We start from the raw sequence: 26,055 nt of genomic DNA on the forward strand, positions 1-26,055 counted from the left end.
TTCAGACTCGAGCATTTGCGAAATCAGGCGTAGTTAACGGAATTCACGATGGAAAACCTGTTCGAATTTGTTGTCAATCACCCCTACCTGATCGCTGCCTGGGTTTTGACCCTGGCCATGCTACTCTGGAATGAAAGCCGCAAGTCCGGCACATCTGTCACGCCCAATGAGGCTGTCATGCTGATCAACAAGCAGGACGCCGTTGTCATTGATGTCCGTGCCAAAAAGGAATGGGCTACAGGACACATCACCGATGCGGTCAACCTGCCCATCGCCGATTTTGATACCCGTATCGGGGAACTGAACAAATACAAGTCGCGACCGGTCATAGTCGTGTGCAACCTGGGCCAGACCGCCGGCAGTGCTACCAAGAAGCTGACCGCGGCCGGTTTTGAACAGGTCACCCGCCTCAGCGGCGGCATGACCGAATGGAAGGGCCAGAACCTGCCCGTCATAAAGTGAGCACCATGACCGATATCCTTATTTACACCACCGCCTGGTGTCCGTTCTGCATTCGCGCCAAGATGCTGCTCGATGGCAAAGGCGCGACCTATACGGAAATCAATGTCGACAAAGAACCGGCCAAGCGCGCCGAAATGATGCAGCGCAGCCGTCAGCGCACCGTGCCGCAGATTTTCTTTGGTGAAAACCATATCGGCGGCTGCGACGAGCTCTACGCCCTGGAGCGACAGGGCAAGCTCGACAAGCTGCTGGCCTGATCAACCCGGGTGGCGTCCAGCCTCCCTGCCACTCGGGCACAGCAATACACTGACCCTGTTTTGATGGCAGTGAACTCACGCATACACAAGGAGCACACAACATGGCTGAAGAAAACGCACAGAACGGCGCACAGCAAGCCACAGGACCGCAATTTTCGGTACAGCGGATCTACCTGAAAGACGTATCGCTGGAAGCCCCGGGCACACCCGCGATCTTCACGTCGGCGTGGAAACCAGAAATCAATCTGGATCTGAACACCCGTACCCGTACCCTGGGCGAGAATCACTACGAAGTGATTCTGACCCTGACCGTAACGGCCAAGAACGATGGCAACAACGCCTTCCTGATCGAGATTCAGCAGGCGGGTATCTTCCAGATTGCAGGTCTGGCCGACGCCGAACTGAACCATACCCTGGGTGCCTTCTGCCCCAACATCCTGTTCCCCTACGCCCGTGAATCGGTCGACAGCCTGGCCACCAAGGCCAGCTTCCCGGCACTGATGCTGGCGCCGGTGAACTTCGATGCCCTGTACGCGCAGCAGATGCAGCAGAAAGCCGCTCAGCCCGCCGAAAGCGAGCCTCAGGCACACTGAGCCCCCGGCTTATAGTTAAAGAGGGCTGGAATACAAAAAAGGGACCGACGCCCAGGCGTCAGTCCCTTTTTTGTGCAGGCGATAGTGGGGCCAGACACTGGGTGTCGGCCTCTTCACCCCGTGGCTCCAATAGGCCAGCGGCGATTTGGACAGCGAGACCGGGCATAAAAACGTCTATGCTCTCTCCATCTAACGCCCGGGTCATGCTCTCCCATGATCAGCAGGGTGCATTGCAAGATAACACCCGCGGCTCAGCGGCTCCGGCGAACACCAATCTGTATCAACCCCCAGGCACGATTTCCAGGCTCCAGCTGTTCAGCCTACCTACATCGATGCGCGCCAGATCCGCGACCCTTAACGTCCAGTTGCCCTGGATGGGCTGGCCACTCAGCCCAGACAGCGGCGAGAGCGGCGCGGCTGAGTCGTAGGTTACGACCAGATTGTCCTGCCCTCCACCCAGCTGGCTGTGCAGCACTACACTGCGCCCGGCGGGCGAGATGAGTACAAGACGCAGATCGCCTATATAAATGTGCGTAATGTCGATGCTCACCTTCAGCTGATCGACGCTGCCTGACTGGCTGATGACGATACTGCTGCTGACGCCGGCGGCATCGTTATCGGGGATAGCAAGATTAGGGGCGATTTCACCCTGGACGATTTGAGCAACCCTTTCGACCTCAACTTCAAGTTTCCAGCGGTTGAGTGTGCCAAGATCCCGACCCGCCAGGTCTTTTACACTGAGCATCCAATCGCCCTGCACAGCCCGCCCGACGAAGACCGCGAGCGCGGCCAGCGACTCCAGCGCGTAACTTTTGGACAGATTGTCCGCCGCGCCGCCCTCACGGTTGTGCAACTTAACCCGGGTGCCCGCAGGGTCCATGAGCTCAATCACCAGATCACCGATATAGGTATGGGTGATATCCAGGCTCACCTTGATGCGCTGCACCAGCCCCGTCTGACCCATATTGATCTTGCTGTTGATGCCGGCCGTATTTTTGTCCGGAATCGACATTGATGTCATGTTTTCGCCCACCAGGGTCGATACCGAAATGACTGGGGGCGGTTCAACAACCCCGACGCGGAACTCCAGCCTCTCGTCCGGTACAGCAATGTCCGAGAGGACAAAACCCGAATCGGAACCATCCCACAGACGCGAGGATGGGGTGGTGGCGTGGGATATGGCAACGCCATTCACTCCGCCGAAGAGATCGGTACCGTCGCCCTGATTAACGTTGTGTTCCAGATCGGTATTCCCGTCCGCCTGCAGCAGCGCACACTGGTAGTGACGCTGGCCAGTACCCTGCTGAAATTCGTTCGAGCCCAGGGTGTCGCAGTGATAAATGGCCAGCCCGCTGGAGGGCAGGTGCTGGTCGAGCCCAAGCTTGGAGCGGTTCTCCACCAGAAAGTATTCATTAGGCGTGCGGCCTCTGAATTTCAGCACGCGGTTGTAATCTCCGTGAACGGCCTGGATGACCGCCGCCGTATTGAGCAGGGTCTCATTGTCGCACCAGCCCGCCAGGTCACGCAGGTAGGCACACACAGGTGCGGGTGTGCGCCCGGAATTGAGGTGATTGCCGGAGCCCATGAGGCAGTAGCTGCCGGCACTCTTCACACCGTCGCCTTCCCGGTTCACAGCACCGTAGTCGTACATATCCGGGAACCGGCAGAGCAGGTGCCCGTTCTCATGGCAGAAGGTACCAATGCTCAGATCCCAGGCGCTTCTCCCGGCGCTGGTGAGCAGGTAAAGGTTGGTGGAGATATTTCCGTAACGCAGGTTGATGTCGGAATTGTGCGGCCAGAGGTCACCGTCGTACTGGGTCTGTCCGGCGTACATTATATTGAGCGCATCCATGATTCCCTCACCACGGGAATCGTAGCGGCTCAAATCCGTGCCGGCGGCGACAGCCAGATCCAGTGCCTCCTTGACCAAAAGATGGGTGATGTAATAACTGCGGTTCTGACTCAGCCGCAAGGGACCCACAACGTCATTGCTGTAGTCGAGTTTGCCGGACAGTACACTAGTTGCCAAACAGCAGCCCTGTCAGAAAGAGGTATCGGCGCGCTCGGTCAGGCACTCATAGGCCCCCATCTCGAACTCGCGGCAGATCAGTGGCCGATTTTCGTAGATGGTGCAGAGCATGGTGTTTCGATCCACCGCCAGGCACCAGCCATCATCCCCCTGCGCCATGGTTTCCCCGCCCCAGTCGTCGTACTCGATAAAGCGCTCGGGAACCCCGGTATCGGTCAGCAACATGACGGTCAGGCGACAGCAGCGGGCCGCGCAGCTGGCACAGGTCACCGCGCCAGTGGGTTCGGGCAGATTGATCAGGGCTATGGTCATGCAAGGGTCACCAGCTTGTCGGGCGCCAAGCATAACGCTTTTAGACAATGGCTGCTGCCGGGCTTTGCCGCCAGCGAGTGAATTCCACTGTGTCACAGTGAACTTTCGTCATGCGCGGTGCATGACCGTACATTGCCGCAGGTGGGAAAGCGCCCTTACTCTTTGCAAACGAGTTCAGCGCCGGCCCGGCCACCGGTAAAGCCGGAGCACGGGCTGGAACCAAATCAAGGAAATCCGACAGTGAGGAGGCTGCCAGGCGACTATTGGGCACCCTGACCGCAGCCAACCGAAGCAGACCGCGATTGCCACATCAATGGATGGCGGCTATTGCATATGCCAGCCATGGCTGACCACCAGCGACTGGCCGGACAGGGCAGCGGAAGGAAAGGCTGCCAGGTGCACCGCCAGTTCAGACACATCGTCCAGGGAGGTGAATTCGCCATCCAGGGTTTCCTTGAGCATCACGTTACGGATCACTTCCTGTTCAGAAATACCCAGCTCACGTGCCTGTTCTGGAATCTGCTTATCCACCAGCGGCGTGCGCACAAAGCCGGGACAGATGATATTGCTGCGCACGCCATGCTCGGCGCCTTCCTTGGCTACCGTACGGCACAGTCCCAGCATGCCATGTTTGGCGGCCACATAAGGTGCCTTGAGCGGCGAGGCCTCCAGCGAATGCACCGAGCCCATATAGAGCATGGTGCCACCGCCGTTAGCGTACATCTGTTGCAGCGCCGCCCGGGTGACCAGAAAAGCGCCCCCCAAATGCACCTCCACCACCTTGTTCCAGTCGGCATAGGACAGTTTGTGCAGGGGTTCTATATGCTGAATACCGGCATTGGCCAGGGCAATATCCAGCCTGCCCCAATGACTGACCACCGCAGCGACGCCCTGCTCCACCGCTTGCTCATCGGTCACGTCCATCTTCAGCGCCATCGCCGAACCTCCGGCGGTGACGATGGACAGCGCCACCTGTTCGGCACTACTCAGATCCAGATCGGCCACCGCCACCCTGGCGCCTTCGCGGGCATAATGTTCGGCAATGGCTCTGCCTATGCCCCGGCCACCGCCGGTGATCAACGCAATTTGATCTTTCAGACGCATGATAGTTTTCTCCTTGTTAAGTTCTGGGTCAGTGACCGCCATAAACTTCATTCGGCAGCCAGGTGGCCAGGGGCTCAAACCAGAACACCAGCGCCAGCCCCAGTAGTTGCAGAGCAATAAAGGGCAAGACCCCCAGGTAGATATCACGGGTGGTGATTTCTGGCGGGCATACGCCCTTGATGTAGAACAGGGCAAAACCCACCGGCGGCGTAAGGAATGACGTTTGCAGGCAGATGGCAAACATGACGGCAAACCACACAGGCTCAACCCCCAAGGAAAACACCACAGGCGCCACCAGCGGCAGGATAATCAGGGTGATTTCCACCCAGTCGAGGAAAAAGCCCAGCAGGAAGGTGATAAACAAAATGGTCAGCAGTATGCCGGTGGTACCAAACGGCAGACCGGTAATGGCGTCACGGATCACATCATCCCCGCCCAGGCCACGCAGCACGGCGGCAAACACGGTCGCACCGATAAAAATGCCGAAAATAAAGGCGGTGGTGCGACTGGTCTGATAGAGGGACTCTTTCAAGACCTCCAGATTCAGCCTGCGACTCAACAGCGCCATCAGCAGGGCACCGGCAGCGCCCACGGCGGAAGCCTCGGTCGTGGTGGCAATGCCGAAGAAAATGGAGCCCAGCACCGCCAGGATCAATATCATCGGCGGTACTACCGCCAGGAACACGCCCAGCAGCGCCCGGCCGTCGAGGCGCTCGTGATGTTTCGGTGCCGGTGCCATGTCTTTTTTCAGCCAGGACAGCACCACAATGTAGAGGATATACATAGCCGCCAGCATCAGGCCGGGGATCAGCGCCCCCATAAACAACTTGCCGACCGACGCTTCGGAGGTACCCATGCGGTCTGCCATCAGCACCAACATGATACTCGGCGGCACCAAAATGCCCAAGGTACCCACCGAGCAGGCAGTGCCCACGGCCAGGGATTTGTTGTAATTCGCCTGCATCATGGGCCCGAGCGACAGCATGCCAAGCAGCACCACTGAGGCGCCCACTATGCCGGTGGAGGCCGCCAGTAAAACGCCAACGATCACCACGGTAATGGCATAGCCCCCGCGCAAGGGGCCGAGTACACGCACCAGGCTGTGCATCAGTTTTTCGGCGATGCCAGAACGATCAAGCATGATGCCCATAAAAATAAACAGCGGCAGCGCCACCATCAGTTCGTTGGCCACTATGCCGTAGATACGCGCATCCAGCACGCCAATGGTGCCGTTCCAGGTAAACCAGAGATTGGCGTCAAACTGCTCCACCATTAGATGGCCCAGAGCCGCAAATACCAGACCGATGCCTGCCAACGCCCAAGCCACCGGAAAGCCCAGCAGCAACAGCGCCATAAAACTGGCGAACATGGCCATAACGAGAAGGGGTTCCAACTCCATGGACAGCTACCTCATGATTCAGGGGTGGGGGTGGTCGTTATTGCTGCTCTGCTCGGGCATCTCTGTGGCACGGGGAAACCCGAACAGCAGCGTCATGCAACGCAGGGCTCTGGAGAACAGCGCTATGGCGACCAGAATAAGCCCCAGGGGAAGGGCGCTTTTAAAGATAAAGCGATACGGCAGGCCGCTCGGGGCCTGGGAGCGCTCATCGTAAATGTAAGCCTTGTAGGCGTACGGGATAAGGGCGTCGATCATCAAATAGATGATGGGCAGGGCCAACAGCAATATGCACACCAGTTCGATAACCGCCTGGGTGTGCAGCGAGAATTTTTCCCGCAGCACGTCTACCCGTACATGGTCATCACGCACCACCGCGTAGCCCAGAGTCAGCATCATGGCGATACCAAACAGGTGCCAGGACAACTCTTCCAGCGCAATAGATCCTGCTGCGAGCACGAAACGGCTGAAAACGTTGGTCAGCACCACGACCAGTACCGCCAGCCAGAGCCAGGAACTGAGCCGGCCCACGGCCTCCACAACGCTGTCCAGCAGTCGAGAGAGACGGTTGGTCGGCAGATCCCTGGGCCCGGCCTCGATAGAATTACTGTGTTGAGTCACATTAACCTCGCTAAACCAGTAATAAGGGGAAAGGCAGGCACCGGCCACGCCGGGCCTGCCACTGGCAACCTGTCGGACTTAACACTGATCTACTGCGGAAAAGCCCGACAGACTGCTGGGAGGCTAACTCAGTCGTACTGGTAGAAATCGCGCGGCAGGTAGCCCTTGCCGTGCCAGATGGAGTGATGCTCCATAAAGGTGCGCTGGCTGGTGAGTACGCGCTTGAACATCTCGTCCTGGGCGGCCATTTCATCCATCACCTTGTCGGTGACCGTCTGCAGTTCGCGCAGCACCTGTTCGGGCAGTACCTGGGCTTTTACGCCCTCTTTTTCGTAATCGCGCAGGGCGGTCGGCTGGGCCCACTCACTCTGGGCAAAGCCCTTGAGGGTGGCGGATTCACAGCCCATTTCTACCAACGCACGGGTTTCGGGCTCAAGCTTGTTCCAGACGTCCTTGTTCACCAGCAGATGCGAAGTAGTCAGCGTCTGGTGCCAGCCGGGCATGATGTAGTTTTTCACGATTTGATCGAGACCCAGCATCTTGTCGATGGCGGGCTGAGAAAATTCGGTGGCGTCGATAGTGTTGCGTTCCAGCGCCTGGAAGATCTCTCCACCGGGCACCATGGTGACCGAAGCCCCTAACTCTTCAAGTACCTTGCCGCCGATGCCGGCGAAACGGATACGCAGCCCATCGAAGTCCTTGAGGTCGGTAATCGACTTTTTAAACCAGCCTGCGCCCTCGGGACCTATGATGCTGCACAGCATGGGGTGGATATTGCGCGCATCATAGATCTCTTCCAGCAGTTTTTTACCATCGCCCTCGTAATACCAGGCCAGGTAGGCCGGCGGCTCCATATTGAAAGGCGCGCCCGAATACAGCGGCAGGGCCGGAATAGTGCCCTGATCGTAGCCAACCCAGGTATAGCCCGCGGGGTACTTGCCGGAGCTCACCGCATCCATAATTTCAAATGGCGGTACCAACTCACCCGGCTCGTAATAACGTAGCGTGATATCACCGCCTGACACCGCACTTAAGGACTCGGACAGGTGCTTGACCGGGGTGGTCAGACCCACCAGGTGAGACGGAAACGCCAGCGGCACCTGCCAACGCACCTTTTCAGTTGCCGTGGCCGGCGTGCTCAACAGGCTGGCAGAAAGTACAGCGGCGGTCAGTCCACAGCTCAGGTTAGAAAATTTCTTATTAATCGACATGCAGTTATCCTTCTTCTGGGGTCGTTGCTCTGCCAGCCCGACGGACAGTCATTTGTCTGTCCTTGGCCGGCGTTTCGCCCATATGGAAGAGCACAAATCATGCCTCAATTAAAAAATCGATATAATTCAATAACTTAATTTATTTTTGTTGCAAAAAAAGAACGCCTGTCCTGTTATCTGGACAGATTGTTAGCAGATGCTCCTTAAATCGTCCTGTATGGCGGACAGTTGTCTTAAATTCAGGACAGTCTGGCAAGCTTTTCATAGAGCGCAGAACGGGAAATTCCCAGCAACCGGGCCGCTTTCGAACGATTACTGTTACAGCTTTTTAAAGCCGCACCTATGGCGACAGCTTCAGCCTCGGCCAACACCTCCGCCAGCGGTCGGGCGGCGGCTGTCTCTGGGGGAGTATTCGAACCACAGACCGCTTTGGGAAGTACCCTGCACACGGCGTCGGCATCCAGCGTTCCGCTGCCCTCACCCATGGTAAAGGCGCGTTCCAGCACGTTACGCAACTCCCTGATATTACCGGGCCAGTCATAACACTCCAGCACACTGATGGCTGCATCGGTGACCTCAGCTCGCACTTCCTGCCCGGCGCAGATATCTTCCAGCAACGTCTCGCACAGCACACCTATATCCGACAGCCTCGCCCTTAACGGCGGGATCGAAATTTCCAGTACGTTGAGGCGATAGTACAGATCGGAGCGAAAACTGCCCTCGGCCACCATGGCATCCAGATCACGGCTGGTAGCGGCAATCAGCCGCACATCCACCGGGATCACCTGATTCGAACCCAGGGGTTCGATTTCACGTTCCTGCAGCACGCGCAGCAGTTTGGCCTGCAGGGCCAGCGGCATATCGCCCACTTCATCAAGAAACAGGGTACCCCCGTGCGCCAGCTGGAACTTGCCCTTGCGCATGCGCCTGTCGGCGCCGGTAAATGCGCCGGGGGCTACCCCGAAAAACTCGGCCTCCAGCAAATTTTCAGGCACCGCCGCCACATTAACGCCGACAAAGGGCGCTGCGGTCCGGGGCGACAGGGAATGGATAGCCTGAGCCAGTATCTCCTTGCCGGTACCGGTTTCACCCAGCAACAGCACCGGCATGTCACGCCCGGCGGCCAGCCTGGCCCGGCGTTTAACCTCCAGAGCTGCGGGGCTGGCGCCAGCAAAGTCATTCAGGCTGTAGCGGGTGCTGCGGGCCTTATTTGCCAGCGCTTTTTTGGCGGCCAGCAGATCCTGGTACAACTGGCGGTATTTGCTGACCAGAGGCGTAAGTGGCTGCAAATCGTCATAGAGCACGAAGGCCACGGCGCCGCTGACCTGGCCTGCATCATCAAAAAACGGCAACCGGCTGACCACCAATTGCTGGGTTTGATGCTCCATGATGTCCAGCAGCAGGGGCTGGCCGGTTCGCAATACCTCCGGTAACCGGCTGTGGGGAATAACAGCACGCACCGGACGGCCAATCAGGGTATGAGGATCCTTGATACCCAGCAGGCTGGCATAGCGGGTATTGATCCAGGTGATGCGCCCTTCCCTGTCCACGGCAATAGCACCGGCACTGGCCTGCTCAAAAATTGGGAACAGCACTTCGATCAGCTCCCGGGTGAGGCCGATACTCTGCTTACTGTCAAATGGAGCGGACATAAGATTGATCCCAGACCGGATAATGCGCCCATGCTAACAAAGCATTTCCGGCATAAACATTGAAGCGCGCGAAAAATGAATGGCTCCTCGATAAATCTCGCCACCCGGTAGGGTCTTGAGGTCAAAGTCACACATCCTGGTTCGGCCACCGGCTGCTCCGCGAGCGGCGAATATATAGAACCCGCGTCTAGCGCTTGCGCGCTGTCTTCTGCTCATACAGCAGCTCATCCGCCCTCGCCATCAGGGCTTCGATATCGCAGCTATCGTCACTTTTTCGGATGGCGTAGCCCGCGCTGTACTTAAGGTCATAGCCCCTGGCCGCTTCTGTGTTGTACTGATCCACCGCCCGCTGAAAGTTCTCAAGTACCTGCTGTACATACTCTTCTCCGGTACCGGTCAGCAGCGCCACGAACTCATCCCCTCCCACGCGGGCAAACACATCGGAGTCGCGGAAATTTTCCCGCAGCAGGTTGGCAAATGCGATCAGCGCTATATCACCCTCGGCATGACCATAGGTATCGTTAATAGGCTTGAAATCGTCCAGATCAAAAAACACCAGCGTCGCCGACTGCCCATGGCGCCGGCACATCGCCAATGCATGCTTGGCCAGCGAGATAAAACCCCGGCGATTGGAAATCGCGGTCAGCTCATCCAGTGTCGCCAGTTGCAGCGCGGCAATCTCCTGCTCGGCCATGACCGCCAGGTCCCGCAACAGCTGCTTGTCTTCCTCATCCATCTCCCGCGGCTTGTCATCGATCAGGCACAGGGTGCCCATCTTGTGGCCGCTGCCAACCCGCAACGGGCAGCCGGCATAGAAACGGATGTTAGGCGCATCCGTGACCAGCGGATTATCATGGAAGCGTTCATCTTTGATGGCGTTGGGTATTAAAAACAGATCATCACCCAGAATGGCATGGCCACAAAAGGAAATGTCCCGAGGGGTCTCGGTTGCATCCAGCCCCTGGGCCGACTTGAACCACTGCCGGTCGCTGTCGACGATACTGACCAGCGAGATAGGCACACCAAACATGCGCTTGGCCATGCGCGTGAGGCGGTCAAAACGCTCTTCAGGAGCCGAATCAAGAATTTTGAGCGCCCGCAGGGTTTCAAGGCGCTGTGCTTCATCGGGTGGGATCTGGGGCGATATCATCTCGTTAATTCCATTTATTTAGTGAGTGATTCAATTAAAAATAGCACAAACTGAAGAATCTTCTTATCCCTAGTAGACACTAAAACATCGCTAAAAACAGCAGATTACAGAAACGACAGGTATAAAAACCTGTGAATATTAACCCAATTAATAAGCAGACCTAAAAGCACCAATAGGTGGACTGGAAGATAAAAACTCGATGAGTTTATCTAAAGTGGAATTACAGTCAGGCGTTCATATTTTACTCTGATGAAAACTTCACAGGCGCCTGAGAAAGGCCCACTGCACCGGAGGCTGCCAACAGCCGGGCAGTGTCAGGGCGCATCGCCCTGCTCCAGCTGATGCACCAGATCCATGATCTGTTCGACGCTCGGGCCTGAATTCAGCATTTCCTGCGGCGTCATGCCTTCGAGCCCCATATGCGGGCTATTGATCCATTCTTCCGCCATTTTCCGGCTGCCGAAGTAGCCGGTCGCTGCATCCAGCAGCCGTTGTCGCGCATCGTCCCGCACCATTGCTGTCACCCCGCCGCCAGGTTCGCTCTAAGGCCATGGTCTGCAGTATAGAAGAACGGCGCAGCTTTCCCCCACGAGCGAGCACACGTCTTAGCGGGCAATCAGTTCGCGCCACTGCGTCAGCACCACGCCGCCGGTGCCGGTGCCACTGCCTGGGCTGCTGCAATCCCCTGCATCCATGTCCCACAGGGTTTTCCCGACGACGTTCAAAAGATCCCGGGCGTCGGACAATTTATCGCAGTCATAGGTATAGTCCGATGTACCGCCACCGTTGGTGTCAAACTTCAAATCGGAGCCTGTGAATGTCCAGGCCGGCAGGCTGGTATCTACATCCGCAATAAACATGGAGCCTCCCAGACCACCATTACCGCCACCACCCACAGCGAAGGTACCACCCAGTACAATAATCAGACCGTCCCAAGTTGGCGTCCCCTGATATGAAAGGTCGCCATACACCACCATTACACCCGCCCCTGTATCATTCCCCTTGAGCGACAGGTCCCCCTTGACCACTGTGATCTTCATATTGCTGCTTGAGCCCAGGTCATCGACATCAACATCGCCATCAGTATTATAAACCCGAGCATCTGGGCTGGTTTCGATAGCGCTTACCAGTGCCTGCAGGCCGGTAGCAGTACTCCAGGTTTCAGGAAAATCCGCCGTTTCCACCCCACCTATATAATTGTCGATTCTGTCCGATGGGATAGCCGCCAGAATACCGTCGCGATAAGCGTCGGTGGAGGCGGTAATCGCCGGCCCGCCGACACCATCCACTTCGAAGGCATTGGAGCTGGGGGTGTCGAAGGTGACTACATCACCGACGAAATTGATCGCACCGCCGAGCCCACCGCCGCGCAATGATTCACTCTGCAGCACAAATTCTATATCGCGGGAGGCGCCGGTTTCCTGTTGAATGCCGCTGCTTCTGAGGGTGACTTCATCGGTGCCACAGGTGACCGCCGTAACTGTATAGCGGGCACTGCCGTAGGCCACGCCAGACATGCCCGGCAAGGCCGCATTGACGGCACAGCTATAGCCGGCCCAATTCAGAATCAGGTAGTCCTGCGCCTTGCTGGTGCCGGCTTCCGCCGCCAGAAATGCCTGCAACTGCGCCCGGGCGTTACTGCTTTTACGCTCGCCGAGCAGGGTCGTATTCATCATCGACAGGCCGGCAATCGCCATCACAATCATGATGATCATGCCGACGATTAACGCAGAACCCCGCTCGCGCGGAACCTGCAGGCTGCAATTAATCTTCATTCACCACATCCTGTGTTGTTTGGCAGCGGGCTACTTCCAGCACGCGCCCCCTGCGCTGGAGCCCCGGCTACCCGTGTGTGTCAGTGTCAGGTCACCGCACTGAGTGTCCTGAAAGTTGGATTCGGCGGTGAGTGTATAGCTGGTCGCCGCCGCCGAAACGCTCAAGCTGTAATAGCCGCTCTGGCTATCCAGCGGCCCGGTCGGGCACGAACCGCTGACATAGGAAAAACCCTCGGTAAAACAGCGTTCCAGCTGTGTCGACAGGCTGAGCAATGCCACCTGGCCCTCGCTGCGTTTGCCGTCACGCACGTAGCGTACGTAGGATGGCACCGCGAAGGAGGCAATAATGCCGACGATCACCACCACAATCATGACTTCGATCAGGGTGAAGCCGCGGCTTCTGGATGTCTTGAACGTAGGCATATGCTGACTCTAAAAATCTATGGTTTTTGTCACTGAAGACTGAGTGCCGCACGACAGAGTGAATTCTTTAGTAGTGTCATGTTTACTGTCGTTCAGCATGATCAGCATTCCTTCAGCGTAAGGGCCACCGATACAGCTGTAGGTAGGGTTGGGGTTCGTCCCAGCACTTGCGCAGGCAAGTGCGCTTGCGCCATCAACGGTTATGGTAACCCTGGAATCTTTATGATCTTTTGACCCGATTACCGTCACAAAACAGCTGGCCACAGTGCCGGAGTCACCGCCGCTGTCTCCACCTGAATCACCACCGCTATCGCCACCGTCATCGCCGCTATCGCCGTTATCACTGCCACCCGTGTCGCCGTTATCCCCTCCGGTATCGCCGTCGTCTCCCCCGTTGTCGCTGCCGTCATCCCCATCGCCAGAATCATCATCGTCATCGCTGCCGGCAGCAGGCGCCGTGGTGATACCCGCCACGGCATTCAGCAGCGGATTGCGCAGGGCCACGGTGGAGCTGATGCTACGCTGGCCAAAATGCAGGTCGGAGCCATTGTCCTCGGGGTCATTCAATGCCAGTTCGATGCGTAGCGCCCAGATATTATCCTGGGCGACGCTGGCAATATCGCTCTGACCCACATATTGCACACTGCCATCAGTCGGATCGCCCACACCAAAGGTCACATTCATCGCGGAGATACCGTCCACCAGCGGCTGGGGACTGTCGCTGTCACGGCGATACACCAGCTCGTTATCCGCATTTATCCAGTACTCAACAGTCGCGCCATCCCCTTCCGCGCTCAGCACCCAGGCGTTGGCATGGTCGGCGTCGTCCACCTGGGCAAAGCTGAGCCAGCTGCTGGAAGTGGCGTTCAGCCCCGCCAGGCGCAACTCGCGCTTCATCAGCTCGAAAGAAACCCGCGCATTCTCGGAAATTGCCGCCATGCTGGCCTGACTGACGACGGCGGAGCGACTGATCATCAGCGCCTGTACGACGCCCATAACCAGCACCAGGCCGATCAGCATTGAAATCATCAGCTCGATCAGTGACATTCCGCGTTGTCTGGCTCGCATCTTGAGGTGCTCCGTGCCGATCATGGGGTTAGGCGGTAACTGAATCCGCGGGTCTCGATACTGCGCTGATTATTCTGCTCTGAAACGCGTTCCTGCCAGTTGAGGTCGATCTGATAGTCTCCCGACGTGCTAGTGATCGCCGCCGAGGCAAAGAGCCCGCCAAACAGGTCTATATTGGCGCTGCACCACTGCTCCAAATCCCAGCTCACCGTCTGGGATACCGCGCAGCTCGCGGTAGCACAATCCACCGGAGCCACAGGCACCGCTACCGAGGCTGCACCTGAGCCCAGCCCAAGACACTGAGTGCCATCCATCACATAGGCATCGGCCGCCGCCCAGGGGTTGGCGCGGATGCGCTCATCCATGTCGGCGGCCTGTATCGAGGCAAGGGAACGCAGGTAAGTGTTATGGCTGATCGAGAGGCTCTGGGCATACATGGCCCCCATACCCAGCAAGCCGATGGAAAAGACCAGCAGGGTAATCAGCACTTCGATCATCGAGAAACCCCGCTCGGGGGTTGAGATAGAACCAACCGAGTCTGAACCAGAGCTACGCATTACAACCGCTCCAGCTGCCCAATTTAACCTTGCCGGTGGCATAGAGCGTCATCTGGCGTCCGTTGCCTCGGTTGCTGCACAGATGAAACGTCTGCGCCGTGGTGGTACCTGCACCTGAAAAGCTCAAGCCGGTGCAATCACCAACGCAACTAAGGGTAACGCCAGACAGGCTGTCCAGGCTGCGCAACTGCTCAGCTCCAACAGTCACGGACAGACCGCGGGTCCAGCCGGCGCCAGAAGACGGCGCGACGGCAACGACCGCATTGCGCTTGACCGCTTCGCTCTGAGCAAACTGTATGGCATCAATCAGGCTGGACTGCCCCTTGTCCATGCGCGAGTCCTCCATCACATAACGGAAAGACGGCACGCCCAGGGTCAGCAGAATGGCGGCAATAGAAAGCGTGACGAGCAGCTCAATAAGGGTGAATCCCCCTATGGCGGCTGTTCGCCTGATAGCACGGCTAGATCGGTGGAACTGAACCATGGTGAACCTGCCCATCCCTGGCGAAAGTCATTGCACTGCTAATAAAAGCTGACGGTTGTGACAACAAGTGCCACATCCTAGCAAACTATGCTGTCAATTACTGAAGTCAGCTCAGCTATTTAGTATCTATTTAGAGACACTTATTTTTAGCTAATCGGACAGCCTATAACACACAGCACCTTGAGCCAGGCAATATAGAGACAGGCGAGACGAACAAACCGGAACAACCCCCTTCCATAAACCCTCAGCCTGATAGCCAGCTATCCCTGCCATGCGGCTATTCTACGCCACAATGTAGCACGTTAATTATACTAATCGACCGACCAGTCCAAATGAGGCTAAAGCCCAACGGGATGAACTCTGACTGCAGGTAACGGGGCGCCACCCTGGCCACTGCGCAACAAGCAGATCACCACAGAGCATCTGCGCCAACCGGTGCCCAGGGGTATTAGTCCAGCCTGGCCACTGTCTTGCACCTGCTTATCTGTGGACAACCGGCTTTGTCACAAGCGTTTTATTTCCCCGCGGCACTTGACATCAACCTCAATCAGATAAGTTTCAGATCTGCCTGCGCAGCCGGCAAAGCACTGCAGCCACAGCCTCTGCGCCGATCAATTAATACCCGCGCGGCGTCAGACGGCATGACCACCGAGCCTGGGACAAGTACCCATATGTTATCCACAATATTACACACAGCTTTCGGGGATAAGGCGCGAAACCAGACAAAATCCGCACGCCAAAATGCAGTGCCATGAACTTTTTCAGGCCCTTTTACCGCAGCCGGCGAACGGGAACTTTGCTACAGTGCAGCCGAGTCAAACACCTGTGTAACGGCTATCTGAAATCCAGTGTCAGCCATGATCCCCAGAGGGTCTGTTCATGCAAACTCGCTCTGCCACGGCACTCGTACTCGGCGCTCTGCTCTGGGCCCTGCCACTGCGCCTGCTCGCCACCGAGCTGGACCTTCCTGTCACCCTGGACTACCGCATTCTGCACAGGGCGCTTGACGAACAACTGCTGTCGGGCCCGGGCAAGACGGTGGAACTCCTTGCAGACAGCAGCGGCTGCAACAGCCTGCGCCTGTCCAACCCGCGCATTGAGGGTACCGACGGCGGCCAGATTCGTATCCTCACCGATGTAAGCACCCGGACAGGCATCCCGACCGGCAATCACTGCATGCTGCCACTGGAGTGGAAAGGCGTGGTTGAAACCCTGCACCAGGCCTATATCGACCAGCGCAGACCGGCGATCCATATCCAGACCATCAACTCCAGCATCCTCAAGTCCGACGAGCAGGCGCGCGCGGTGCCAGGTGTTATCTGGGACTGGATCAAGACCTTTATCCAGCCCAGGTACGATGCCATCAGCATTGATCTTGGCGCCGTGACTGCCGGCCTTGAAGATCTGCTGCGCCTGACACTAAAGGACCCACAATCTGCTGACAGCCCGCCCCTGGGCCTCGCATTCACAGCGGTCACCCCCACTCCCGCCGGGCTGGATGTACTGCTGCGACTTCAGGTTCCGGATGCACCCCCCGGGTGGCAGCCGGCCAGTGACAGGGTATTGAGCACAGAGGAACTGGCCCGCTGGGATAGCGCCTGGCAGTCCTGGGACAGCTTTGCCACCTGGTTGATCAAGACCCTCGCCAGCACAGCCGAGCCTGAGCTTGCAAATGCCCTGGTCGATATTTTGCTGCAGGCCCGCTTCGACCTGCGTGACGCCCTGGCGGATGATGACCGTGCCCGCGATCCGGTCCGCGACCTCTTTCTCAATACCTGGGAGCGACTGGCACCGCTGCTGCACGACACCCGCCTGGACATTCCCGGAATTCAGGCTCTGCAATACGCGACCTTTATCAGCGCCGCCGACGCCCTCAGCGCCCTGGACAGGGTCGCGCCGCACCTGGGCATGCAGCTGGACCGCCACAGCCTGCGCAGCCTGGCCCGCTTGCTGGTGCCCGCGGTCAGCGACGACACTCTCGAATACGATACCGAGGTGGACCCGGCGCTGCGCAGGCTGCTCGGGCTGGACCCCGAACTGAATATGGATGAACCCGAGGATCCACCCCTGCCTCTGGCCTGGTTAATGCCGCCGGCCCATGCCGGCCAGATAACCCCGACCCTGGTGGCTCGACTCACCAACTGGGTACCGGCCACCGCTGAGATTGATGACTATCTCGGCACCATGGCGCAACTGTTTGATCAGGTGGTGATAGCCGAGCGACGCAAGGGCAAGGTGCCGGGGGATGCCTTCGATATCTACGCCACCCTGCTGCGGACCACGGCCTGGCAAGAAAGCTGCTGGCGACAGTTCGTCCGCAAGGATGGAGAGGTACGCACCATAGTGTCACCGGGCGGTGCCATAGGCCTGATGCAGATCAACCGCCATGTCTGGCGCGGCCTGTACAACATCGACTCACTCAGCCGCGATGTCGGCTATAACGCCCGGGCCGGCAACGAGATCCTGGTGCATTACCTGGTCGACTTCGCCATCAAGCGCAAGGAAGATGAGATTGGCGGCGATCCCCGCGCTCTCGCCCGTGCTGCTTACGGCGTATACAACGGCGGCCCACGCCACCTGAGCCGTTACCGCAGGGCTGGTACCAGCAGGCATCTCCAGCTGGTCGATACGGAATTCTGGCGCAAATACCAGGACATGGAACAACAGGGCAGCGACGCCGTGAAGGCCTGCTACGGCCTCTAAGGCTACCGGCAGATCAGCCCCGTAGCGCCTGCTCCAGCAACAACTCTGCCTGGCCGCTATCCAGCATGGCGGCAACCTCCATAGTCGAAAACGGCGGCACGCTGACCAGGGTACGGGGGGACAGCATCAGCATATCGCCAAGGACTTCGGCGGGCTGATCACTGAGCAGGAAGAACGGACATGGCAGACTCTGCAACAGGTCACAGTTAACCTGCTGCCCGGGTTCGGCCTGCACCAGCAGGGAGCGGCCATCGTGACAAAGGCCGCGCAGGCAGCCGGTGGTTACATCAAAGCCATACAACTCGGTTACGATCAGCAAGGACTGCATCCGTTTGCCCCGTCAAAGCATCAAACGATAAGACTGCCACGGCCCGCTGAGCGGAACAAGCGCGGCCTGCCAACTTGCAGCGCGGCCGCTTGTTCGGGACAATGCACAAAGCCAACCCCATTTTGTATACATAAAAACACTCAAGGAGCCCCCCATGATCTGGACCGTCTACCTTTCCGGCGAGATTCACAGCGACTGGCGTGAACGCATCGAAGCCGGTTGCCAGGCACTGGACCTGCCCGTTGCTTTCGTCGGCCCCGTCACCGACCACGATGCCTCCGATGCCGCCGGCGATCACCTGGGCGCTGAAGACAAGCCCTTCTGGCGCGACAACAAGTCATCCAAAGTTAACGCCATCCGCACCAAAACCCTGATCGAGAGCGCCGATGTCGCCGTGGTGCGCTTTGGCAGCCAGTACAAGCAGTGGAACGCCGCCTTTGACGCTGGCTACCTGGCGGCACTGGGCACCCCGTTCATTACCCTGCACGACGCCGACATCATCCATCCGCTGAAAGAAGTCGACGCCGCCGCCATGGCCTGGGCGCAGCAACCTGAGCAAGTGGTAGAGATCCTGCGGTACGTGACCCAGGGCAAGTAACTACACGACCCCAGATAAAGCGCCGCCACGGTTTCTCCGGCGGCGCTCCGTCCTCTCTTTCTCCTTGCTCCCTTTCGCCTTGCCCTCTTTCACCTTTCGTCTTTCGCCCCGCTGCCGCTGCAATTTTTGCACAATAACCCCGTAAAACCCCACCGCCGCGCTACAGACGTGCCTCGCTGTGGCGTTATACTCTGGCGCATCACTGTCAGGGAGTACGCCGCCCCATGCTGGCCGCATATCAACTCGAACACAATCACCTGCGCAAGACACGCCTGAGCATCAACGATGACATCCCCGATGGCACCATCTGGATCGATGCGCTGGAACCGGACGAGGACGAGCGTAACTGGCTGTCGGGCCACTTTGTCGGTGGTCTGCCCGGGCAGGAAAAGGTCGATGAGATAGAGGCATCCTCGCGTTTTTTTACCGACCAGGACGGCCTGCATATCAACTCGCTGTTTCCCCACAAGGTCGGTCAGGAACTGCGCAGCTTTAACGTCTCCCTCAACCTGCGTGTCGACCGCCTGATCAGTGTGCGGGGTGAAGACCTCAGCCTGTTCCGCCTGCTGCGCCAGTATCTGCGCCAGGACCGGATTCACGCTGCGGGCCCGATGGAGCTGCTGCTGCACCTGTTTGCCCTCAAGGTGGATTACCTGTCGGACTCCATCGAAGACGTGTACAAGATTCTGGGACCGGCCTCAGAGCAGGTCTTCGAGACCGACGGCCTGGATGAACTGCTGCGCATGATCACCCGCCAGGAAGACAGCAACGGCAAAATCCGCCTGAGCCTGCTGGATACCCAGCGTACCCTGCGCTTTCTGCAGCGCTATCAGATCGACAAGCTGAGCAAGGACAACAAGCGCCAGATCCGGGAGATGCTGTCTGACATCGAGTCCCTGCTGCCCCACACCCAGTTTCTGTTCGACAAGATAAACTTTATGCTCGACGCCACCATGAGCTTCACCAACCTGCAACAAAGCAAGATCATCAAGATCTTCTCGGTGGCCGCCGTGGTCTTCCTGCCACCCACCCTGATAGCCAGCATCTACGGCATGAACTTCAATATCATGCCCGAGCTGCAGCAAAGCTGGGGCTATCCCATGGCGCTCGGCATGATGGTCGCCAGCGCCTTCGGCACCTATTACTTCTTCAAGCGCAAAGACTGGCTGTAGAGCAGGTGCAAGGTAAAGCGCAGGGGAAAGGGGGGTGATGTGTTCTTCGCGGACTTTAGGGGGAAGTGAAGATTAGCAGACAGAGGGAAGCAGTACTGTGGTTGTCGCCAAACAAACCCATCCTGCAACTCTGCAATCAGCATGGGTATTATTGATTTCTGCTCTTTTTGGCGAGGCCATGATGTTGTCTACTGCCATGATGCAGGCACACTCACGCTGGTGCTGGAATCCAAGCCCGGCCTAACCCCACGCTGCAGTCGCGGCCAGCAATAAGTACCGTTGATTCATGACCGCCGGATTCGGCAGGTGTGTGACCGGGATATCCTGGGTCGATGGGGCTTTCTGCGCCTACCTGTCCACGAGTCGAGGGCAGGAGTCATGATTGCTCCTTACCCGACATAGCCGCCTAACGCCCGGTATCACCCGTTCGGGCTCGCCGGGCCCTGTCCGTGCACACCTTTGTTTCGCAACCTGCCGTTCCCGTGTTTCAAGCCGCCATGAACCAGCAAAAAACAGAACTCAGAACGCGTGCTTCCATTGTTCGGTGTCGAGGAACCACCGCTCCTCGTAAATTTTGTCGCCTTTGAACCTGAACAGAACGGACGCCTGGGAGCCAGGGACCTTCTCGGACCTCCACTCAAGGATCGAGACGACTTCGTTTTCCCCTTCGATCTGACGCAGCCCTGTGATTTCAAAGCCTGGCGGGAGAATATTCCCAAGGCCATCCAGCGCCCCGCGGAACGCCTGGCGCCCTTCAAGGACATCGGTCTGCCCCGGCATGATAAACGTCATGTCCTCCACGTAGTCGGCCACCAGGGTATCGAAGTCTCCGGCACCGAGTGCCTCCCAACCTCGCTGTACGATATCTGCTAAACGCATTGGTCTTGCCCTCCTGGACGGGTCTAATCGTTCGTACGGTACGCTCGCGCAAAACGGCAGAGCGGCCTTGATTCATTATGGACGCCGCTGCCAATACTGCTCGTTGCAACGGGCCGCCGGCAACTGCTGACGCCCGAAAATATCGGCAAAATCGAACATGCTGTTTTGCCACTGAAACCTGCTTCCTGGCACAAGGTTGTGCAAGGGCGGCACAATACGCCAAGTCAAAAAAAAGCATCGGGACCGAAAACGGCTGGGGTCTTGCCTTTACCGCCGGCATATACAGGCGGCCTTATATGACAAAACGCAAGACCCCTGAACCTCTTATCGCGTCGATCCTATGGTCCCGGAAGTATGCGACGTTTTATTAGTCCACTTCACAACCAGTGGTGATACTCCAGTCACAGTAAACTTTCCTGAAGCACTATCCAATGTACCGCTAACGTCTCCACCGGAGACAACTATTGTATAACCATCAGGCCCCCATAAAGAGGGAACTGTTGCTGGATTAACTACAAAATTAGCAATCGTTACGGCCGTATCTGCAACAAGCGCCGAGGCACTCGCAGCAGTTGCCGCGGCAGTTGCAACCAAAAGCGGCGTTGATCCTCCGAACGTTGCTATGGTTAACGCTGTGCCGGCGATGGTCCCGAGTGCGCCGACAATAACTATGCCAAAGCCAAGCGCATGAGACCAATCCTGGGAATGGCTTATTTTGTTTTCCTCAAAGCCAGTAATCACCATTAAGTCTTGCCAGCCAAAATTTGCGGCTGATATTTCAATGGTCTCTCCTGGTTCAATGTTATTTCTGTATTCCTGCACGATATGATTCCATTCTGTCGCAGCATGGATTGGCAATTTCGTATTATTGGTTATCGTAATTGTAGACATAAACTAATCCTTTAGTATTTGAATGCGAACAACAAACTAGTCGACCTACGTATTTTTATCTCATATAAATCCCCTTGCATTGGTACGACCTGGAAAAAGGGATAGGCCCAGGCCTCTTTTTTTTACCTTCGAATGAAAGGCTGAAGTGAAAGAAAATACCCCACACCCTAACGCAGAAGGGCGAAGCCCTGTAGCGAACGGCTTGGCCTTGTTATACGCTGCCCTCGCTCTCAACCACCAGGACCCGCACCTCTCCCTGAGGACGAGCCACGTGCTCCGTGCCGACTGAGGCAAAAAATATATCGCCAGCTTCCAGCACAGCGACCTTTTCAATGGAGTTTTCCCTGTAGTGCATGTGCACAATGCCATCAATAACCACGAAGACCTCTTCCCCAGCATTGATATGCCATTTGTAGGGCTGGTTGGTCCAATGTAATTTGGTAGTTATGCCCTGCATATTCGCGATCAACTTTGAACCCCAGGCTCGACTCGCTGTAAACTCTCTACCTTTTATGACTTCCATGATTTATCTTTACGGATACTCGATGATGGCCAAATAACGGAGCACAGGGGCAGATCTTCACTTCCTGCTAACAACCAGAAACCAAAGCAAAAGAGTCTCTTTATTACCCGAGTAATCTACCACTTTCACTGTTACATTTTATCGGCGAAATAAGCCATTATCTCAGCCGTAGTCATTTCTTTTGTTTTATTTGAAAAACAGTAATAACCGGGGCGCATGTCACTGAAATACTGCATATCCATCTCCAGCCCCTCCAGGTTTGGGAACAGCCCTACGGGCATGTTATATTCGCCCGTTTCTTTGAACTTATAAAAGAGATGAGTGCCACACTCCGTACAAAAACCGCGGGACGCCCAGGATGACGACTCATACATCTTGACTTTATCACCACCCTTAATATCCACTCGGGTACCGCATTTAACAGCAAAAAATGGCGCCCCACCCCAGGTCCTGCATGACTGGCAATGACATACGCTAAACTTGGGATCGATTTTATCAACAACGATTTCCACAGCACCACAAAGACAGCTTGTTTCTGAATGAGACATTTTATTGGGACCTTGACTATAGAAAAAGGGGAAAGGGGAAAGGGAGTTATACCGCTTATGCAACACAGACGACTTCCTTGGGCATTTTCCTGCCCAGCGACGAAATGGCTTCCGCGAAACCCCTTCCTGCGCCGCACCGGGATAATTGAATCACCTCATTTAGCCCTGACTGGCTCGACAGAGCGATTTCCTCGTATCGACAGATGGGTAATTCCGTGTTGTCTTTGAAACGCTTATCGGGGCCACCAGACTTGTTGACGTACTTCCACGTTCGTCCGACGATCTCTGCATCTCCGGGAACTGACTCGCTTTCAATAAATTGAGTTACGCCCACTTCCACGCGCAGCTCTTGATAACCGACGGCACCCACGCCGTTCTGATCATATATGAAAACGCGGTCAGGGAAGAAGTGCAGTGTTTGACGGCCCACACTAACAGCGACAGTTTCGATATTTGTCTTAACGTACGGTGGTTCGCCCCTTCGGATGGAAGTGCTATTTCGGCGGACAAGATCACTGGCTCCCGCGTGGTATTTCCGATCATGTACTTTTCCAGACGCCTCGATATGCCAAGCCGCCCCACAATTGGAAAGTTGGCTCGCAGCCGTGTGAAGTTTGGCGTAAGCAGCCTCCATATCGGCGTCAAAGTCATAGAACATCACAACGGTTTTCTGCAGGGTGTCTCTTATGTGAGCGGCATACGTTCCCGCAGCGAATGCTATTGCGAGTAAGCCTACAAGCCAAGCGGACCAGCCGGAAAATGCACCAAAAGCCAGTAATACAACAGATGAAACCGCAACGAAAGGGCACAGGCGAACCTTCGTACTCTTCCGGTTCAGCTCGTCTAAAAGCTCTCGGGATGACGAATCGACGATTGTAGAAATATCCGCCGACTCGATCTCCTCAAGCGGAGCATGGGTTCCAAGAGGTATTTCTGCTGTCGATTGAAAGCGAAACTGAGCTGGCGAGTCACGGAGGGACGATGAAGTAGGAAGCGTCGCGCGATAGTGAAGGCCACCTCGGCCTATGTGAACGTAGTTACCTCGCGGACCGATGCCAAAGCGAAGGCCAATTACACCTGCCGAAATGCCTATACCTGACTTAGAAAGATTAAATCGTAACGGTCCGACACTGATACTCTTTCTCAGATAGAATCCCATTGGCTAAATCTCCAATCAGGTACGAATGTAGGCAAAATAATGATTAAAGGGCCAAGTTTTTCCTTTTCCCTTTCAATTAGAGGCCGAGGCTGAATCAAAAGATAAGTTCTGGCCTCCTCTACCCCAAAAACCACGCTACCGCCCCGGCAACAAGGGAATGCCATTGTCGATACGCTGCGGGAGTGGAGTCAGGGGAGAAAGCGAACAGAGCCGGGTGGCCCCTTCACATAGCCTGGTGTCCACTGCTGAGCTAGCGATCTTGCTGGAAGTCAGCCGATGAAGCTGGCGCCCCTTGTTGTGCAGACTGCCTGCGCTGCGAGCGCCATTGATCCTTCGTTGGCGACTGTCGCGCGGGGAACGAGGGCAACGATTGCTAATGGAAAAGGAAGACCGCGCCCTCCCCTGCACCGCTGAAGATTAGCACGGTCTGTGCGAGAAACGAGAAATATCCACTGCAGATTAGCCTGGTCATAAAAACAGCACGCAAGCGGAGAGACAAAGTAGCCAGCCCTTGATGGACTGCGCTCGGTTGGAGTGGGGAGGAGACCATCTCCCATCTCATCATCCTACGCAAACAACGCTATTCGCCCGCGGAGCGGGCTCCCACACAAAAAAGGCAGGCCGCCAATACGCCCTGCCTTTTTGCTTTCACTTTTTACTTTCGCCTTGCGCCTTTTACCTAGCTCCTTGCGCCTTGCGCCTTGCCGTCGCTTTACACCAGGTTATAAATAAACACGATGGCCACCGCCACCGGCGTCACGTAGCGCAACACGCCGTACCAGAGCGCGAAGCTGCGACGGCCCATGGACAGTTCGTTCTCCAGCGCCTGGCGCGCCATGAACCAGCCGACAAAGACTGCCACCAGCAGGCCGCCCAGCGGCAGCAGGATGTTGGCGGTGAGGTAATCCAGCAGATCGAAGATGGTCTTGCCTTCAAAGATGGCGAACATGCCCAGGGGCGCAAAGTCCGACCACTCGTTCAGCGACAGGATGGAACCGATGCCCAGCAGCCAGGCGGCGATGCCTGCACCCAGGGTGCTGATCATGCGGTTCATGCCGCGGCGTTCTTCGAGCCATTCCACCAGCGGTTCCAGCAGCGAGATGGCGGACGTCCAGGCGGCGAACACCAGCAGCACGAAGAACAGGGTGCCGAACAGGCTGCCAAAGGGCATCTGGGCAAACGCCAGGGGCAGGGTCTGGAAGATCAGGCCGGGGCCGGCGCCGGGCTCAAGACCGTTGGCGAACACCAGCGGGAAGATCGCCAGCCCCGCCAGCAGCGCCACGCCGGTATCCATCACCGATACCAGCATGGAGGTGCGGGCGATGGACACGCCCTTGGGCAGGTAGGAGCCGTAGGCCATCATTACGCCCATGCCCAGGCTCAGGGTAAAGAAGGCATGACCCAGTGCCACCAGGATGCCCTCGGTGGTCAGTTTGGAAAAGTCGGGCTGGAACAGGAAGCTCAGCGCCTGGCCGAAATGGCCGGTGGTCATGGCATACCCCACCAGCAGCAACAGCAGCACGAACAGCGCCGGCATCAGGATGGTCACCGCACGCTCAAGGCCACCGCGCAGGCCCCGGGCCACCACCAGCATGGTCAGCGCCATAAAGAGCGTATGCCAGATCAACAGAGTGCCGGGGTCCGCCAGCAGGCCGGAGAATATCGCACCGATGGTTTCGCTGCTCTGGCCGCTCAGTTCACCGCTGCCCGCCGTGCCCACGTAGGACAGGGCCCAGCCACCGATCACCGAGTAGAACGACAGTATCAGGAAGGATGCCAGCACACCGATGCCGGCAAGCCAGCGCCAGTTGCTGTGCAGCTTGTCGCGCTGGCACAGGATACCCATGCTGCTGATGGGGCTGCGCCCGCCGCGCCGGCCGATCAGCACCTCCGCCATCATGATGGGAATACCAACGATGGCGATACAGAGCAGGTACACCAGCACGAAGGCGCCGCCGCCGTTCTCCCCGGTGATATAGGGGAATTTCCAGACGTTACCCAGGCCCACGGCGGAGCCGGTGGCCGCCAGGATAAAGGCCATGCGCGACGACCAGAAAGCACGTTTGGGCGAAGCGGCACTGTTTGCGCCAGAGGCTGCGCCCGGTGCTGGCGCTGAAGTGACAGATTGAGTCATGTGAATCTCCGTGTTGCTGTTTTTAT

Annotated in this window: 27 protein-coding genes; 6 read left to right on the plus strand and 21 right to left on the minus strand. The window is 57.2% G+C overall.

Features of this window, described 5'->3' with window-relative positions; all coding sequences use genetic code 11:
- The first annotated feature begins 48 nt into the window (after window positions 1–48).
- The 3 genes from A8C75_RS20340 to secB all read left to right on the plus strand — a co-directional run bounded on the left by A8C75_RS20340 (window position 49) and on the right by secB (window position 1,312).
- Window positions 49–462, plus strand: coding sequence for a rhodanese-like domain-containing protein (locus tag A8C75_RS20340; RefSeq protein ID WP_067386187.1), 414 nt, complete (start codon window positions 49–51; stop codon window positions 460–462).
- Window positions 463–467: 5 nt separating this feature from the next.
- Window positions 468–719: a glutaredoxin 3 gene (gene grxC, locus A8C75_RS20345; protein WP_067386188.1), complete on the plus strand. Its 252-nt coding sequence runs from the start codon at window positions 468–470 to the stop codon at window positions 717–719.
- Window positions 720–820: 101 nt separating this feature from the next.
- Window positions 821–1,312 (plus strand): protein-export chaperone SecB, encoded by a 492-nt coding sequence (gene secB / locus A8C75_RS20350; RefSeq protein WP_067386189.1) that lies wholly within the window; start codon window positions 821–823, stop codon window positions 1,310–1,312.
- A gap of 280 nt (window positions 1,313–1,592) precedes the next feature.
- Here the strand turns inward: secB and A8C75_RS20355 are convergent, their stop codons facing one another.
- The 14 genes from A8C75_RS20355 to A8C75_RS20420 all read right to left on the minus strand — a co-directional run bounded on the left by A8C75_RS20355 (window position 1,593) and on the right by A8C75_RS20420 (window position 15,094).
- Window positions 1,593–3,341: a M6 family metalloprotease domain-containing protein gene (locus A8C75_RS20355; protein WP_067386190.1), complete on the minus strand. Its 1,749-nt coding sequence runs from the start codon at window positions 3,339–3,341 to the stop codon at window positions 1,593–1,595.
- A 12-nt stretch (window positions 3,342–3,353) separates the two neighbouring features.
- Window positions 3,354–3,653, minus strand: coding sequence for a YkgJ family cysteine cluster protein (locus tag A8C75_RS20360; RefSeq protein WP_067386191.1), 300 nt, complete (start codon window positions 3,651–3,653; stop codon window positions 3,354–3,356).
- A gap of 324 nt (window positions 3,654–3,977) precedes the next feature.
- A complete protein-coding gene (locus A8C75_RS20365; RefSeq protein ID WP_067386192.1) occupies window positions 3,978–4,757 on the minus strand; it encodes a 3-hydroxybutyrate dehydrogenase in 780 nt (259 codons plus the stop codon).
- Between the two features lie 28 nt (window positions 4,758–4,785).
- Entirely contained in the window at window positions 4,786–6,156 is a 1,371-nt protein-coding gene (locus A8C75_RS20370) for a TRAP transporter large permease (protein ID WP_067386193.1), read from the minus strand.
- Window positions 6,157–6,174: 18 nt separating this feature from the next.
- Complete coding sequence (locus A8C75_RS20375) at window positions 6,175–6,774, minus strand: TRAP transporter small permease subunit (protein WP_067387557.1); 600 nt, start codon at window positions 6,772–6,774, stop codon at window positions 6,175–6,177.
- A 128-nt stretch (window positions 6,775–6,902) separates the two neighbouring features.
- Window positions 6,903–7,985, minus strand: a complete 1,083-nt coding sequence (locus A8C75_RS20380; RefSeq protein WP_067386194.1) for a TRAP transporter substrate-binding protein — start codon at window positions 7,983–7,985, stop codon at window positions 6,903–6,905.
- A 239-nt stretch (window positions 7,986–8,224) separates the two neighbouring features.
- Window positions 8,225–9,637, minus strand: coding sequence for a sigma-54 interaction domain-containing protein (locus A8C75_RS20385; RefSeq protein ID WP_067386195.1), 1,413 nt, complete (start codon window positions 9,635–9,637; stop codon window positions 8,225–8,227).
- Between the two features lie 187 nt (window positions 9,638–9,824).
- Window positions 9,825–10,787, minus strand: coding sequence for a GGDEF domain-containing protein (locus tag A8C75_RS20390; protein WP_067386196.1), 963 nt, complete (start codon window positions 10,785–10,787; stop codon window positions 9,825–9,827).
- Between the two features lie 314 nt (window positions 10,788–11,101).
- Window positions 11,102–11,302: an antitoxin Xre/MbcA/ParS toxin-binding domain-containing protein gene (locus A8C75_RS20395; protein ID WP_067386197.1), complete on the minus strand. Its 201-nt coding sequence runs from the start codon at window positions 11,300–11,302 to the stop codon at window positions 11,102–11,104.
- Between the two features lie 90 nt (window positions 11,303–11,392).
- Entirely contained in the window at window positions 11,393–12,562 is a 1,170-nt protein-coding gene (locus tag A8C75_RS20400) for a pilus assembly PilX family protein (RefSeq protein WP_067386198.1), read from the minus strand.
- 30 nt (window positions 12,563–12,592) lie between these two features.
- Window positions 12,593–12,985, minus strand: coding sequence for a type IV pilin protein (locus tag A8C75_RS24045; protein ID WP_067386199.1), 393 nt, complete (start codon window positions 12,983–12,985; stop codon window positions 12,593–12,595).
- A 9-nt stretch (window positions 12,986–12,994) separates the two neighbouring features.
- The gene (locus tag A8C75_RS20410) at window positions 12,995–14,053 is read right to left on the minus strand and encodes a PilW family protein (protein WP_162272108.1); all 1,059 of its coding nucleotides are present in this window, start codon (window positions 14,051–14,053) and stop codon (window positions 12,995–12,997) included.
- Between the two features lie 20 nt (window positions 14,054–14,073).
- Window positions 14,074–14,610, minus strand: coding sequence for a type IV pilus modification protein PilV (pilV, locus tag A8C75_RS20415; RefSeq protein ID WP_157890342.1), 537 nt, complete (start codon window positions 14,608–14,610; stop codon window positions 14,074–14,076).
- Window positions 14,603–15,094, minus strand: a complete 492-nt coding sequence (locus A8C75_RS20420) for a GspH/FimT family pseudopilin (protein WP_162272114.1) — start codon at window positions 15,092–15,094, stop codon at window positions 14,603–14,605. Before A8C75_RS20420 ends, pilV begins: the two co-directional genes overlap by 8 nt.
- 879 nt (window positions 15,095–15,973) lie before the next feature.
- On the opposite strand from A8C75_RS20420, the gene A8C75_RS20425 reads away from it, so the two are divergent.
- On the plus strand, window positions 15,974–17,797 hold the full coding sequence (locus A8C75_RS20425; protein ID WP_067386203.1) for a lysozyme family protein: 1,824 nt from the start codon (window positions 15,974–15,976) through the stop codon (window positions 17,795–17,797).
- A gap of 13 nt (window positions 17,798–17,810) precedes the next feature.
- Here the strand turns inward: A8C75_RS20425 and A8C75_RS24090 are convergent, their stop codons facing one another.
- Window positions 17,811–18,125, minus strand: coding sequence for a hypothetical protein (locus A8C75_RS24090; protein ID WP_067386204.1), 315 nt, complete (start codon window positions 18,123–18,125; stop codon window positions 17,811–17,813).
- 154 nt (window positions 18,126–18,279) lie between these two features.
- On the opposite strand from A8C75_RS24090, the gene A8C75_RS20435 reads away from it, so the two are divergent.
- Entirely contained in the window at window positions 18,280–18,723 is a 444-nt protein-coding gene (locus A8C75_RS20435; protein WP_067386205.1) for a YtoQ family protein, read from the plus strand.
- Window positions 18,724–18,947: 224 nt separating this feature from the next.
- Window positions 18,948–19,895, plus strand: coding sequence for a magnesium/cobalt transporter CorA (corA, locus tag A8C75_RS20440; RefSeq protein WP_067386206.1), 948 nt, complete (start codon window positions 18,948–18,950; stop codon window positions 19,893–19,895).
- Window positions 19,896–20,414: 519 nt separating this feature from the next.
- On the opposite strand, the gene A8C75_RS20445 is transcribed toward corA, so the two are convergent.
- The 6 genes from A8C75_RS20445 to A8C75_RS20465 form a co-directional block, all read right to left on the minus strand.
- A complete protein-coding gene (locus A8C75_RS20445; RefSeq protein ID WP_067386207.1) occupies window positions 20,415–20,774 on the minus strand; it encodes a nuclear transport factor 2 family protein in 360 nt (119 codons plus the stop codon).
- 324 nt (window positions 20,775–21,098) lie between these two features.
- Window positions 21,099–21,665, minus strand: a complete 567-nt coding sequence (locus tag A8C75_RS23730; RefSeq protein WP_157890343.1) for a hypothetical protein — start codon at window positions 21,663–21,665, stop codon at window positions 21,099–21,101.
- 211 nt (window positions 21,666–21,876) lie between these two features.
- Window positions 21,877–22,188, minus strand: a complete 312-nt coding sequence (locus A8C75_RS20450; protein ID WP_067386208.1) for a cupin domain-containing protein — start codon at window positions 22,186–22,188, stop codon at window positions 21,877–21,879.
- 131 nt (window positions 22,189–22,319) lie between these two features.
- On the minus strand, window positions 22,320–22,736 hold the full coding sequence (locus A8C75_RS20455) for a GFA family protein (protein ID WP_067387559.1): 417 nt from the start codon (window positions 22,734–22,736) through the stop codon (window positions 22,320–22,322).
- Window positions 22,737–22,791: 55 nt separating this feature from the next.
- Window positions 22,792–23,895, minus strand: coding sequence for a DUF4236 domain-containing protein (locus A8C75_RS20460; RefSeq protein ID WP_067386209.1), 1,104 nt, complete (start codon window positions 23,893–23,895; stop codon window positions 22,792–22,794).
- 712 nt (window positions 23,896–24,607) lie between these two features.
- Complete coding sequence (locus A8C75_RS20465; protein ID WP_067386210.1) at window positions 24,608–26,029, minus strand: sodium-dependent transporter; 1,422 nt, start codon at window positions 26,027–26,029, stop codon at window positions 24,608–24,610.
- Window positions 26,030–26,055 lie beyond the last annotated feature (26 nt).

This window comes from Marinobacterium aestuarii (assembly GCF_001651805.1).
GTDB lineage: Bacteria > Pseudomonadota > Gammaproteobacteria > Pseudomonadales > Balneatricaceae > Marinobacterium_A > Marinobacterium_A aestuarii.